Here is a 14,511-nt window from a genome sequence, read left to right as displayed (position 1 = left end):
CCCTGCACGCTCCGTCCGGATGCATGTGCTCCGTGGCGGGCCGCACCCGACCTTCCGTGGTCGGGCTTCGTGTCGGCATGCCGCCGGCGTTCAATGCGCCATCGGCTGTCCGACCTCGTACGGTCCGGCGTGCGGCAGCGCCAGTTCCAGTTCGTCACGCGCCCCGACCAGGCCGAGCTGCGTTCCGACCAGCACCAGTGCGATCGCCTCGTCATCGACCACGCTCCACGCGCTCGCCTGCACACCACTGCGCAGGCGCACATGCAGCATGGCGCCGATGCGGATCGCCTCGATCTGGAACGCACCATCGCTGGCCTGCGCCAACGTGGTGCGCTGCCACGGCTGCATTGGCGCCGCGTCGGTCGCGAACGTCATCGCCGAGGCCTGGGTGAGTGCACCCACCGTGACCAGTTGCAGTTCCAGCGGCAGTGCCTGCGCGCCGTCCCCACCCTGCTCGAAGCCGTTGCGGAACAGAACCGCGCGGGTGAGGTCGGTGGCCGAATCATTGGCGCCGTTGACGTCACCGCTGGCCGTCACGCCGGCGCTGAGCTGGATCTCGTCGCTGGCCAGTTGCTGGTCGTCGACCACCACGGTGTCGAGCAGATAGGTGAGGCTGCCGCCGATCGCGAGTGCGGCGCCGCTGTCGATCAGGTCGCCGCTGCCGCTGGCCTGGCCACAGGCCGAACCCGTGCTGGCCACGCAGCTCCATGTCTGCCCCTGCAGGATCGCCGGCAGCAGCGCATTCACACTCGCTCCCGTCACGCTGGTGTTGCCGACATTGCTGACCACGATCGTGTAGCCGAGCGGCTTGCCGTACTGCACGTAGTCGCGTCCATCGTCGATCGAAACCGCCAGATCGGGCGCCGGCGCCGGTACCAGCTCCACGTTCAGCGTGGCCTGTGCCGCCGGATCGTAGTTGGTGTTGCCGTCCTGGTCGGCGCTGAGCACGCAAGTGCCGACCGCGAGCATCGTCACCGTGTTGCCCGACACCGTGCACAGCGCTGGCGTCAGGCTGCCGAACACGACCGGATTGCCCGACCCGCCGCCGACCGCGCTGAGCGTGAACGTGCCATTGAGGATGAACACGGGTGCGGCCGGACTGCTCTCGAAGTTCGTGATCACCTGCGCGGCCTTGGCGATGGTCGCGGTCGTATCGTCACTCGCTGCATAGTTGGTGCTGTCGCAGTCGGCGTGCACGCCGTAGCTGCCTGCATTCGGGCCGATGCTGGACGGCGTGACCGTGCAGGCCACGTTGCCCGGATTCATCGTCGCGGTGATCGTCGGCGTGCTGCCGTCGTAGGTGAAGTTCAGCGGGCCCCATACCACCGCACCGGCGGCCTTGGCGATGGTCGCGGTCGTATCGTCACTCGCTGCGTAGTTGGTGCTGTCGCAGTCAGCGTGCACGCCGTAGCTGCCCGCATTCGGGCCGATCGTCGATGGCGTGACCGTGCAGGCCACGTTGCCCGGATTCATCGTCGCGGTGATCGTCGGCGTGCTGCCGTCGTAGGTGAAGTTCAGCGGGCCCCATACCACCGTACCGGCGGCCTTGGCGATCGTCGCGGTCGTATCGTCACTCGCTGCATAGTTGGTGCTGTCGCAGTCGGCGTGCACGCCGTAGCTGCCTGCATCCGGGCCGATGCTGGACGGCGTGACCATGCAGGCCACGTTGCCCGGATTCATCGTCGCGGTGATCGTCGGCGTACTGCCGTCGTAGGTGAAGTTCAGCGGGCCCCACACCACCGTGCCGGCGGCCTTGGCGATGGTCACGGTCGTATCGTCACTCGCTGCGTAGTTGGTGCTGTCGCAGTCGGCGTGCACGCCGTAGCTGCCCGCATTCGGGCCGATCGTCGATGGCGTGACCGTGCAGGCCACGTTGCCCGGATTCATCGTCGCGGTGATCGTCGGCGTGTTGCCGTCGTAGGTGAAGTTCAGCGGGCCCCACACCACCGCACCGGCGGCCTTGGCGATGGTCGCGGTCGTATCGTCACTGGCGGCATGGTTGGTGCTGTCGCAGTCGGCATGCACGGCGTAGCTGCCTGCATTCGGGCCGATGCTGGACGGCGTGACCGTGCAGGCCACGTTGCCCGGATTCATCGTCGCGGTGATCGTCGGCGTACTGCCGTCGTAGGTGAAGCTCAGCGTGCCCCATACCACCGCACCGGCGGCCTTGGCGATGGTCGCGGTCGTATCGTCACTCGCTGCGTAGTTGGTGCTGTCGCAGTCGGCGTGCACGCCGTAGCTGCCTGCATTCGGGCCGATGCTGGACGGCGTGACCGAGCAGGCCACGTTGCCCGGATTCATCATCGCGGTGATCGTCGGCGTGTTGCCGTCGTAGGTGAAGCTCAGCGTGCCCCACACCACCGTGCCGGCGGCCTTGGAAATCGTCGCGGTGGCATCGTCGCTGGCGGTGTGGTTGGTGCCGTCGCAATCGGCATGTACGGCGTAGCTGCCTGCATTCGGGCCGATGCTGGACGGCGTGACCGAGCAGGCCACGTTGCCCGGATTCATCGTCGCGGTGATCGTCGGCGTGCTGCCGTCGTAGGTGAAGTTCAGCGGGCCCCATACCACTGCACCCGCAGCCTTGGCGATGGTCGCGGTCGTATCGTCACTCGCTGCATAGTTGGTGCTGTCGCAGTCGGCGTGCACGCCGTAGCTGCCTGCATCCGGGCCGATGCTGGACGGCGTGACCGTGCAGGCCACGTTGCCCGGATTCATCGTCGCTGTGATCGTCGGCGTGCTGCCGTCGTAGATAAAGCTGAGCGTGCCCCAGACCACGCTGCCGGCAGCCTTGGCCACCACCACGCTGCCGCTGCCGGTCACGTAGTGGGTGCTGCTCACGCAGGTGGCCGATACGCTGTGCGTTCCGGCGTTGGTGAGGGTGGCGGGCGTCACGATGCAGGTCGCGCCCGGATCCTCCACCAGCGTGGCGCTGATCGGATGGGCGTTGCCGTCATAGGTGAACGCGGTCGGCGTGAACGTGATGGTGCCGCTGGTGATGGGCGGATAGCCGTACAGCACGTTGCCCACGGCCGTGTCGCTGGCGTTGTGCTTGTCGTAGGTCTTGGCCCAGACCGCATTGAACTGGGCAAGGCTCATGCTCGGCATGTAGATGCCGCCGAAGCTGTTGCCGACTGCATTCACGTCCCAGCGGAAGGGGCGCTTCTGGCTGATCGAACTGCCGTTGGTGCCATTGGTGTAGTTGATGCCCTGGCCGATCGCGTATCCGGTGCCGCCATTGCATCCACTACCGGTGCTGGCGTGATTGCGGCCGGTGCAGGTGCGGTCATCCAGCGCGATGTACCAGCCGATGCCGGCGGCGAAGTCATTGGCGTCGGCCAGTTGGCTGCCGCCGACGATGGCCTTGGTGAAGCTCGAGGTGCCGCTGGCATCGTTGTCGTTGACGAACAGGATCGCCTTGCCCTTGTTGTTCACCGGCGCGCCATTGGCGAGGAAGGTATTGGCGCGGATGGTGACGTCGAACGGGTGCGGTGCCGGTGGCACGCCGGTCTGCAAGGCCCAGTTGCCAACCACGATGGCGCGGAAGTCGCTCTGGTTGGCCAGCGGCTCGAAGGTGTTGTCCTGGATCGTGACGTTCGGACGGCTCTGCACCCACAGGCCGCTGTACTGCTGGCGGAATCCGGTGAAGGCGTTGCCTTCGATCACCGTGCCCGCCGCGCTGGGGCTTTTCACGCTGACCAGATGGGTATCCGAATCATCGCCGAAGGTCTGCGACATCACGAAATGGTTGTTGGCGATCCGGGTCGGCTCGGACAGGTTGGCGCCACCGGAGATGTACAGGCCGAGCCGGCCGAAGGTCCAGTTTTCCTCGATCCTGAACACGCGCTGCGCCGACGGATTGGCAGCATTGGTGTACGGCTTGAGCGTCATGTCCATCGTGCTGGCCGCAGTCTGGTTGCGCAGGTACAGGCCCACGCTGTTCTGCATGCCGATTGCGTACTTGGGTGCCGATGCGGTGAAGATGTTGCCCGGCGTGGGCTCCACCACGTTGCCGTCCACGGTCACGAACTCGCCGGCGCCGCGAGACTCGCCGGATGGCACCGAGCTGTTGGTGCCCGCATCCATGTTGATGCTGATGCCCACGCCCGATGCACCGCTGACGGTCTTGATGTAGTTGTTGACCAGCTCCAGGCCGCGCACCGTGCCGGTGGCGACGATGCCTTCCTTGGCGCGCGCCTGCGCCATTTCGATGTACAGGTTTTCGATGCGCACGTTCTGCACATTGCGCACCCAGATCATGCCGCTGGTGCCGCTGGCGACATTGGCGCTGGCAGCCTTGAGCACCGAGGCATTGGCCGCCTTGTTGTTGAGGGTGCCGTGGGCGACCTGGCCCGGCCCGGGCGGCGTCGCATAAGGCTGGGCGAACGGGCTGTTGTCGCCGATCAGGCGCAGGCCCTCGGTCTGGATCAGGATGCGGTTGCTGGTGAAGGTGTAGTCGCCCGGCGCCACATGCACGGTGTCATACGGCGCGGCCACGTCGATCGCGCCCTGGATCGTGCAAGGCGAAGCCTGGCTGCAGAGACTGCCGCCACCGGTGGGCGCGGCATACCAGTCGGCAGCCAGCGCCGAGCCGGCGCAGGCCAGAACCGCGCCCCCCATTGCGAGGCGCAGCACGCGCGCGAACCGGGTCCGGCGCAATGCCGGTTCATGCCGCGGCTGCCGCGTGACGCAGTGATCCACTTGTGCTGTCTGGCCGGGAGCCTGCGCATGTCGCGCCATCCCGATCCGGTTCCTGCTGCTGCCCATATCCTTTCCCCTGGTTGGCACCGGTCCGTTGGCGCGACCGATGACGAATTGCATGACCTGATCCAGCGAACAGCCGGCGCGGCGGCCCCTGCCGCCGCGCCGCGTTCCTTCAGTGCCGCGTGAACAGCTCGACGGTGAACGAGCCACCCCGACGCACGTCCACCGCCACGTCGTCGCGCGCACCGACCAGTGCCAGTTGCGTATCCACCAGCACCAGCGCCACGCGCTCACTGTCGAGCACGGTCCATGCGCTGACCGTGTCGTCGGCGAGCAGCCGCACCAGCACCACGTTGCCGATTGCCATGGCCTCGACCTGGAACGAGCGGTCGACGGCCTGTGCCAGAACCACGCGCTGGAGTTGGCTCAATGCAGCCGGTGCCACATCCAGCATGAGCACGACCTCTTCGCTGAACGAAGCCGCGCCGAGCGGCTCGACCTGGCCGATCCAGCTGATACCGTCGCCGCCAACCTCGAACCCGTCACGGAAGAACAGCAGGTCCGTCGTGTCGGTCGCGCTGACCACGCCGGCCGGACCGGTCGCCTCGACCGTCAGCTCGATGCGGTCGCTGCCGTCACGCGTGGTCATCGCATTCAGCAGGTAGACCACGCTGCTGCCCGCCGGCAGGTCCACGCTGTCGACCAGGTCACCCGTGCCCGTTGCCGTGCAACTCGCGCCGGCCAGAGCGATGCACTGCCAGCTTGCGCCGGGCACCGACAACTCGGCCGGCAGGATCGCTTCGACCTCGACGTCCTGCAGGCTCGACGGACCGGCGTTGCCGACCGTGATCGCCCAGGTCAGCAACCGATCGAACTGGGCGTAGGTGCGACCATCGCTGATGGTCACGCTGAGCCCGGTTGTCGAGGTCGTGCCGGTCGCGGTGAACACCACCTCGCCGGTGACACCGGCCGCAGTCGCGGTCACCGTGTTGGCGCCAGCCACCGGGTCGAGCGTCCAGCCGCCCAGGGTGGCGATGCCGTTCTGGTTGGTGGTCTGCACGGCACCGCTCAACACGCCGCTGGCGACACCGGGCGCGAAGCTCACTTCGACACCGGCCACCGGATTGCCGCCGGCATCGGTCACGAGCACCGAGGGCATGGCGCCGGTCAAGGGTGCACCGGCAGTGCCGCTGAACACCGTCGTGCCGTTCGCCTGGATCAGACCCGCGGCGCCGTTGGTGATGTGCAGGGTCGCGGTGGCGCTGCCTTCGTAGTTGGGGTCGGTGATCGTGGCGAACACCGCATAGCTGCCGACCGCCGTCGGCGGCGTCGCGCTGCCGTCGTAGGTCACGTCCACCGTGAGGCTGGCAGGGTTGGTCACCACCGTCACCGCACGCGGTGTGCCATCCCAAGGCTGCGTGGTGTCGCTGATGGTCAGCGTCGCCGGCGCCCTGGCAATCGTCAGCGTGCCGCTGGCGCTGCCGCTGTAGCCGGCCTCGGTGATGGTGGCCACCACGCTGTAGCTGCCCGCGTCGGTGGGTGCGGTCGGGTCGCCGTCGTAGGTCACGTCAACCGCGAGCCCGGCCGGGGTCGTGACGACGCTGGCCGCATGCGGGTTGCCGTCGTACACCACCGCGAGGTCGCCGAGCGTGACGCTCGCATTCTGCTCGCCGATCACCAGCACGCCGCTGGCTGGCGTGGCCACGTAGTCGGTGACCATCGCATCCAGTGCCGCCACCACGTTGTAGCTGCCAACGGCCGATGGCGCGCCGGGGCTGCCGTTGTAGCTGAGGCTGAGCGCAGCCGGGAAACCGGCCACCTCACCGCTGACGCTGGCGCTGGCCGCATGCACGGCACCGTCGTAGACGTACGGCCCGAGATCGGACAGCGCGATCGTCACCGGCTTGGGCGCGACAGTGAGCGTGGTGCTGCCGCTGGCGACGTGGTTGTCGCCCGTGCATGCCGCACTGTAGGTGGTGCTGCCGGCGTGCACGCGCGGATCATCACCGACCGGCGTCAACACGCATGCGGCGAGGTTGCCCGACTCCTGGGTAATCACCGCCGTCATCGTGTGGCCGCTGCCGTCGAAGGTGTAGCTGGTCGGCCCGAACGTGACCGTGCCGGTGGCCTTGGCGATCACCAGCGTGGCCGTGGTGGCACCGCTGAGCACGTAGTTCGGGTTGGCCAGGCTGGCCTCCACGTCATAGCTGCCGGCATCGATCGGCGTGACCGCGCCGCCACCCTGGCTGTAGGCCAGGCTGATGCCACCCACGTCGGGTGTGGCCGTCACGCTCGCCGCCTTGGGCGCACCGTCGTAGACCTGGGCGAGGTTGCCGAACGCGAGCGTCACGCTGGCCGGCGCGATCACCACCTGCGCGGTCAGCGTTTCGGGCGCGTAGTTCGCATCGGTGATGGTCAACGTCACATCGTAGGTGCCGGCATCAACCGGCACCACGGCGCCGCCCGGCGCATAGGCCAGGACATAGGCCACGCCATTGGGATTGCTCACGCCGGCGGCATGCGCGGCACCGTCGTAGGTGTACGTGCCGCCTGTCAGCAGGATGCCGGTGTTGCCCGCCGCAACCGGCGTCACCACGTAGGTCGCACTCGCTGTCGCGGTGTAGTTGTCGCTCGCGCATTCGGCCACGAGCGGGTAGTTGCCGACCGGCGCATTCGCCGCCGGCACGCCCGCCACCGAGCAACTCACGTTGGTGTCGGTTTCCACCAGCATCGCGGTGACCGCGTGCGCGCTGCCGTACACACCGCTGAGCGGCGCGAGGCTCACGCTGCCGTTGGCCTTGTCGATCACCAGCACCGCGGTGGCCGAACCCTGGAACAGCGGATCATCGACCGTCGCCTGCACCACGTAGCTGCCCGCTGCCGTCGGCGGCGTGCTGCTGCCGTTGTAGGTGTAGGCAAGCGTGAGTCCCGCCGGCACCGTGGTCGCGCTGGCCGCGTGCGGGCTGCCATTGTACGTCGCGAGCAGCGAGGCCGGATCAAACAGCACACTCGCGGTCACGATCGCCTGCGGCACCACTTCGGTGAACATCTCCGCCGAGGCGTAGCTGTCGCCGCTGGTCGCGCCAACCACCGTGGCCGTGGCGTGGAACACGCCGGTACGGTGGTAGGTGATGCGGAACTGGTGGGTGAAGTCGAAGCCGGCCGGGATGGCGAAGCCCAAGGCATCCGGGAACGCCACTTCCAGGCCGCCAGCCACTTCGCTCACCGGGCCGGTGACCCACGCGCTGCCATCCCACACCTCCAGCGTCACATCGGCCGTCACCAGCGTCTGGCTGGCCATTTCGATGCGCACGTGGACGTAGCCGTTCTCGGCCAGGTCACCGCCGAGGTTCTGCAGCCGGCCGATGTAGGCCGTGGGCGACTCCACTTCCACGCCGGCCACCGGGCCATTCAGCGTCAAATGGATGTCCTCTGCCAGCACGCTGACGGCGGTCTGGATCGACTCGGTATTGGAAACCGGCGTGGCGCTGCCGTCCGCGGTCACCACCGTCGCGGTCGCCGTGTAGAGGCCGGCGTTGGCGTAGGTGAAGCGGAACTGCCAGGTCCAGGTCGGCTCATCGATCGGGAAGCCGGTCGGCATCACCGGTTGCGGGAACAGGTAGACCAGCTCGTTGCCATCGACTGTCCACGGGATCGTCAGGCCGAGGTCGGCCACCGGATCGACCCACATGCCGCCCCAGAAGATCTCCGCCTTGGAAATGTCGCTTGGATCGGCCAGACCGCCATCGCGCTGGATGCGCACCTCGACGAAGTAGCGGTTGGCGGGATCGGGCAGCGGATCAGCCGTGAGCGTGCCCACGTACTGCACCGGCGTGCCCACCATGCCCGTCACCGCGCCCTGCACATCCAGGTGGATGTCGGGCGTGTCGATCACCGTCGTCTCCACGCTCGCGCTGGCCAGCGCCGGCGCCGTGAGCGGCACCGGGTCGGCGGCGTCGATCAGGTCGGCGGTGGCGGTGTACACGCCGGTGTCACCGTAGGTGAAGCGGAAGTTCCAACTGAAGATCGCGTTGTCGATCGTGAACGCACCGAACGGCTGCGGGAAGTAGTACACCAGGTCCGCGCCATCGGCCACGAGCAGCGGTTGCAGCGTGGCGGTGTGATCCTGCCAGCCGCCCTGGTACAGCTCCATCATCGCCAGGTCAGTGGGAACCAGCGCATGGCTGCCGCCGGACTTGCTGATGCGGATGCGCACCCAGAAGTTCTGCCCGGTGTACAGCGCCGGCTCGGCCAGCAGCGTGCCGGTGTACTGCGCTGCATCGCCCAGTTCGATGTCATCGAGCGGGCCGGTCAGCAGCAGGCCGACATCGGGCAGGTGCGGCGTCGCATCCACCACGGTCGTCGCCACCGCCGCGGTCGCGAACACATGGGCAAGCGGATTGCCCTCGTCGGCCGCGTGGATCACTTCGGCCACCGCGGTGTACACGCCCACGTCGGCATAGCCGAAGCGGAAGTTCCAGGTCCAGGTCGGGCTGGTGATCTCGAAGCCGCCCGGCATCGCCGGTTTCGGGAAGTGGTACAGCAGCTCCGTGCCCGGCCCACCCGGCTGGGTGATCTCGCCCGGCGGCAGCGCGGTCCAGACGCCGCCGTAGTACATCTCCATGGTCGCCAGATCGGCCGGCACCAGCGGGTGGCCGCCGCTCTTGCTGATCGACACCTTGACGAAGAAGTCCTCGCCCACGTGCAGGCTCGGGTCCGCGATCAGGGTGCCGGTGTACTCGGCCACCTGCGCCACCTCGATCGACTCGGCCGGGCCGCCCAGCGCGAGGTGGATGTCGGTCGCCGGCAGCGCATCGAGCACCACCGTGGCGATCGAAGCGGCCACCGTCGGCACGATGGCCGGACCGCCGATGCCGTCGGTCAGCGTGGTCGAAAGCGTGTAGGTACCCGGCGTGGCAAAGCTCAGGCGCACGTTCCAGGTCCAGCTTGCATCGAGGATCGGGAAGCCGCCCGGGTAGCCCGGGATGCCGTCGGGGAAGTCGTACACGAGGTTGCCGCCACCGTCGATGGTGAACGGGATCGAGCCGAACAGGCTGGTCGCGTCGACCCACGCTCCGCCGTAGTACACCTCCATGGTGGCGATATCGCTCAGCGCCAGCGGGTCTCCGCCGGACTTGGACAGCACCACGTGGTAGCCGTACAGCTCGCCCGTGTGCAGCGCCGGGTTGGCCAGCATCGTGGCCGCGTACTGCGCGGTGTCGCCGACGTGGATCGGATCCACCGGCCCGTTGAGCACCAGCGCGATGTCGCCCAGGCCGTTGACGATCTGCAGGGTCGCGCTGTTGCTGCCGCTGTAGTTCGGGTCGGTGACCGTCGCCACGACGCTGTAGCTGCCCACCGCAGTCGGTGGCGTGGGGCTGCCGTTGTAGGTGATCGCCAGCGGCACGCCTGCACTCGGCGCGGTGGTTGCCACCACCGACTTGGGCGAACCGTCGTAGGCCTGGGTCAGATACGAGAAGCTGATCGTGGTCGGCTGCGGCGTGACCGTGGCGGTGGTGCCCGCGGCCGGCGCCTCGTAGTTGGTGCCGGTGCAGGCGGCCGCGTTGACGGGATACGAACCGACGTTCGGTCCGATCGCACCGGTGACCGGGCAGCTCGTGCCCGGCTCGGCCGCGAGGCGCGCGCTCACATCGCCATCGTGCGCGTTGCCGTCATAGACAAAGCTCGGCGCGTTGGGCAGGAACTCGATCGTGGTGGCCGCACGCTGGATGGTCAGCGTGCCCGTGCCGGAACCGGTGTAGTTCGGATTGCCGACGATGGTGGCGGTGGCGGTGTAAACGCCGGCGTTGACCGGGCCGCAGGCGGGATTGGTCGCGGCGCAGGTCGCCACCGTGGTCATGCCCTGGGTGTAGACGATCTGCACATCGCCTTCCAGACCGGAGGGCGTGGTCGTCACGGCGACCGCGTGCGGGTTCCCGTCGTAGGTCGGCGCCGGGTCGATGAGTGTGATCGTGGCCGTGCCCTGGGTGTTCTCCAGCGCGAAGCTGGCATCGGGCGTCAGGCTGCCGCTGCTCGCGGTCACGGCATAGCTGCCGGCGATGCTGTTGGCCGTGGCGGTGCTGATCAGCTCGCCGTTGTAGTTGGTGGTGCCGCTCGCGGTGCCAAGCACCGCCGAGGCACCGCTACCTGGCACGGTGTAGTTCACCGTTTGCCCGGCCACCGCGCCACCCAGCTGATCCTGCACGCGGGCGCGCAGCGGGCTGAACGCGGTATCCACCGGCGTGGACTGCGCGCCGCTGCCGGCATAGGCCACGATTTCATGCGCAGCATTGTTGCCGCACAGGGGCTGCCGATCGGGCTGGCCGGCAGCGCGTCGGCGACCAGCGCCGGGCCGTCCACCGTGGCCGATGCTCCGCCGTACCAGTTGGAACCGATGACCAGTTCATCCAGATTCCAGGTGCTGCGGATATCCCTGTAGTTCGCGCTCAGCGCGTTGTGCAGGATCGGTCCATGGGTGCGCGTTCCCGGCCAGGGCGGCCCCATCGCGAAGATGCCGCGCGTGCTGTCGCTGATCGTGTTGCACACGCTCGCCGAGCTGGTGTCATTGCCCGGCGTCCACAGGATGCCGGTATCCATGGTCGAGATGGTGTTGTCGCGCACCAGCGAGTTGCTGGTGGCCGCCAACTGGACGCCGGCGTTGCCGATACCAGCGCGCGCCGCGGCATCGATATCGTTGTGATGCACCGAGGCGTTCGTCGTCGAGGACAACTGGATATTGACGCTGCTCACGTCGCGGAACACGTTGTCGTGCACCTGCGCATTGGTGCTGTTCATGAGCTTGATGCCCATGGCCCAATAACCGCTGCCCGTATTGCTGACAAAATCGCGCAGCAAGTTGCCGGCAATCTCCACGCCATCGGTACTGCTGACGTACAAACCACCGCCGGAACCCGATGTCGAAGTGAAATCGATCACGCGGTTGTTGACGAAACGGATGCCGCTGGCCGGACCGGCATTGAAGCGCACCACGCAGCCGCCGGTGTTGTCGTTCAGTTCGATGCCATCGACAACCACATCTGCCGAGTTAATGGTCAGCGGCGCGGTTGCATCGCAGCCGATTCCCGGCGACCCGGCGACGGTCTGCTTGAGCACCGCCTCGCCCGTGCCGCGAGAGCCATCGTTGCCCTCCACGCCGGCGAACGGGCCGTTGATGGTCAGCGCCTTGTTGACGTTGACGTTCTCGACATAGGTGCCGGCGGAAACGCGCAGGGTGTCGCCTGCGGTGGCCGCGGCCACCGCGGCGCTGATGCTGCAGTGCCAGACGCCACTGTTCTCGTTGTAGACGCCGCCGACGAGATTGGCGCTGACCGGCATCGAGCGCGTGTCCGTGCCATTGGGAACACCGGCACCGAAGGTATTGGTGCCCACACCCACGCAGGTGGATAGCGCGTTGCCGCGGCCGAACCAGTCGTTGTTCGCGTTCTGATTGGCGTCGCCGGGTGGCAGGCCATCCGGGTTGCCCTGCTGGATCTGCAGGCCGAAGTCGTTGTCGTCCAGCGCATTGCCTTCGATCACCGAACCTGCACCCTCCACCACGATGCCGTAGCCCTCGTAGCCGGTGAGGCTGGTGCGGAAGCCGCTGACGCTGTTGTCCTGCACCACCACGCCCTGGGTCACATCGACCTGGCCCGGCAGGCTGGCGAAGGCGCGGCGGAACACCGCGATGCCGGCGCGGTCACGCAGGCTCTTCAGGCCAGCGCCATTGACGGTGTTGTTCTCGACGATGATCGCGCCATCGCCGCTGGCGGCACCGGTGCCGTTGGGGATCTTCAGCTCGATGCCGAAGCGGCCGGTGTTCGTGATCTGGTTGCCGGAGATGATGTTGGCGCGCGGCGTCGGCGAGCCGGAGGTGAGCTGCACGAAGCCCATGCCCGAATCACCCACGTTCTCGACCACGTTGTCGGTGATCCAGGCGCCCGTGGCGGTGCCGTCCTGCAGCTCGATGCCGCAGCAGCCCGCGCCATCGTGCACCCAGTTGTTGCTGATGGTGATATCGCGCTTGACGCCGTTCCAGATCACGATGCCGCGCCCGAAAGCGCCCGGCCCGAATCCGAAGTCGTACACCTCGTTGTGGTCGATGGTGACATCGTCCACATCGCCATTGATCCACACGCCGCTGTCGGCGCAGTGGTGCAGCACGCTTTCGGTGATGGTCAGGTTGTCGTTGCCGCTGACGCCATGCACGCAGTAGCGCGTGAAGTTGCGGATTTCCAGCCCGCTCACGCTCGCGCCGGTCACGTTTGCCGCAATGGTGATGCCGTCCTGCACCATGTTGCCGCCGTCGATCACCACCGAAGGCGGCGCGGTGGGGCCGGCCAGCGGGGTGAAGCCGGTGCTGCCGACCAGGTGCACGCCCTTGGTCAGCTCGATGCCGCCGCTGTAGATGCCCGGTGCCAGTTCCAGCGTGTCGCCATCCTGCGTGCCCGCATCGGCCAGCGCGTCGGCCACGCTGGCGAAGTAGGCGTGATCGCGCACGCGGTGCACGGCCTTGCTGCCGCCGATGGTGGCGGTCGCGATGCCGCTGGCGTCCTCGTGGTTGGCATCGCCCGCGCAGTTGGCGCTCAGCGCATAGCTGCCCACCGCCGGGCCGATGCTGGCGGGGGTCACCGTGCAGGGGCCGCTGGTGCCGCCATGCGTGGCGGAAACCGTGTGCGTGGTGTTGCTGTAATCGAAGTTCAGCGTGCCCCACGTCACCGTGCCGGCGACCTTGGTGATGGTGAGGGTTTCGCTGCGGGTGATGCCCGGCAGTTCGTTCACGCTCGCCACCACGGTGTAGCTGCCCGCGTCGCTGGGCGCGGTCGGGCTGCCGTTGTAGCTGAAGCTCAGGCTGTAGCCGCTGTCCACGCTGGCGCTGGCGCTCTGCGCGTTGCCGTCATAGACGATGCTGGTGGCGGAGTTGGCGACCCAGGTGATGGAGCCGATCACCGGATCGGCGGCGAAGTTCGCGGTGACGTTGATATCCGCCTGCACATTGGTATCGGTGCGCGGGTTGGCGGTGACGCCATCGCTCCAGTTGACGAAGTGGTAGCCCGTGTTGGGCACTGCGGTTACTTCGGTGCCATCAGAACCATGCACAACCGTCTGGCTGGTGTCGCCGGTGAGGCTGCCGTTGGCGCCTGCGCTGTAGTGCAGAGTATGCAAAGGGTCAAGCCACTGTCCGCCTCGCACCAACCGGACTTGTTGGCCGCTGCCCTTGTTGTTGGCGCTGAGGTAGCCGTTGCTGAAGTCGACGTACCAAGCGACGGACGCATAGGGCACATAGGTGGTGGACGACCAGTAAAAACCGTTCGGCGTCCCCGGAAACATCGTGGTGTTGATGCTCGGGCTGTGGCAGCCGGTTTCGACGAGGCTGCGCAGCTCGTTGATGTTGGGCAGGCGCCAGTCCGTGTGGCCGGCCCAGGTGGCGGTCTGCGCGGCGCCGAGCGCCGCGCTCCAGTTCATGTAGCTGACCGGGCCGGTGCAAGACGTGCCGGTCTGGCCTTCGCTGCACTGCTTCCATTCCAGCCCGGTGCGCAGGTCGCGCACCACGCGCTCATTCGGGCGGCCTGATAGATCCGGCGTGCTGACCACATAGCGGCTGTCCGGTGCCACGCGCGGGTTGCCCGCTGGGCAGATCTGCGCCGCCAGCGGCGCGGCAAGGCTCGCAAGCAGCAGGATCAGGAAGGTTCGCAGCATCATGACATCACCTCACAGACAGAACGCGCGGCCGGTGCCACGCTGAGCATAAAAAGGAACAGGCCGGGCGGGATGGGCACCCAGTGCGTACCGATGCACGCGCGGGAAGCCGGC

General features: G+C 67.5%; 4 protein-coding genes. 1 reads left to right on the top strand and 3 read right to left on the bottom strand.

What is annotated here, in order from left to right:
• Positions 1-90: 90 nt before the first annotated feature.
• Positions 91-4,632: an MBG domain-containing protein gene (locus tag KF907_RS10145; protein ID WP_291220019.1), complete on the bottom strand. Its 4,542-nt coding sequence runs from the start codon at positions 4,630-4,632 to the stop codon at positions 91-93.
• 93 nt (positions 4,633-4,725) lie between these two features.
• On the opposite strand from KF907_RS10145, the gene KF907_RS10140 reads away from it, so the two are divergent.
• Entirely contained in the window at positions 4,726-4,887 is a 162-nt protein-coding gene (locus KF907_RS10140) for a hypothetical protein (RefSeq protein WP_291220018.1), read from the top strand.
• Here the strand turns inward: KF907_RS10140 and KF907_RS10135 are convergent.
• Complete coding sequence (locus tag KF907_RS10135) at positions 4,874-10,975, bottom strand: MBG domain-containing protein (protein WP_291220017.1); 6,102 nt, start codon at positions 10,973-10,975, stop codon at positions 4,874-4,876. The genes KF907_RS10140 and KF907_RS10135 overlap by 14 nt on opposite strands.
• Positions 10,864-14,400, bottom strand: a complete 3,537-nt coding sequence (locus tag KF907_RS10130) for an Lcl domain-containing protein (RefSeq protein WP_291220016.1) — start codon at positions 14,398-14,400, stop codon at positions 10,864-10,866. Before KF907_RS10130 ends, KF907_RS10135 begins: the two co-directional genes overlap by 112 nt.
• Positions 14,401-14,511: the final 111 nt, after the last annotated feature.

The organism is Dokdonella sp. (assembly GCF_019634775.1).
Taxonomy (GTDB): Bacteria; Pseudomonadota; Gammaproteobacteria; order Xanthomonadales; family Rhodanobacteraceae; genus Dokdonella.
This window is presented reverse-complemented; position numbering and strand designations above follow the sequence as displayed.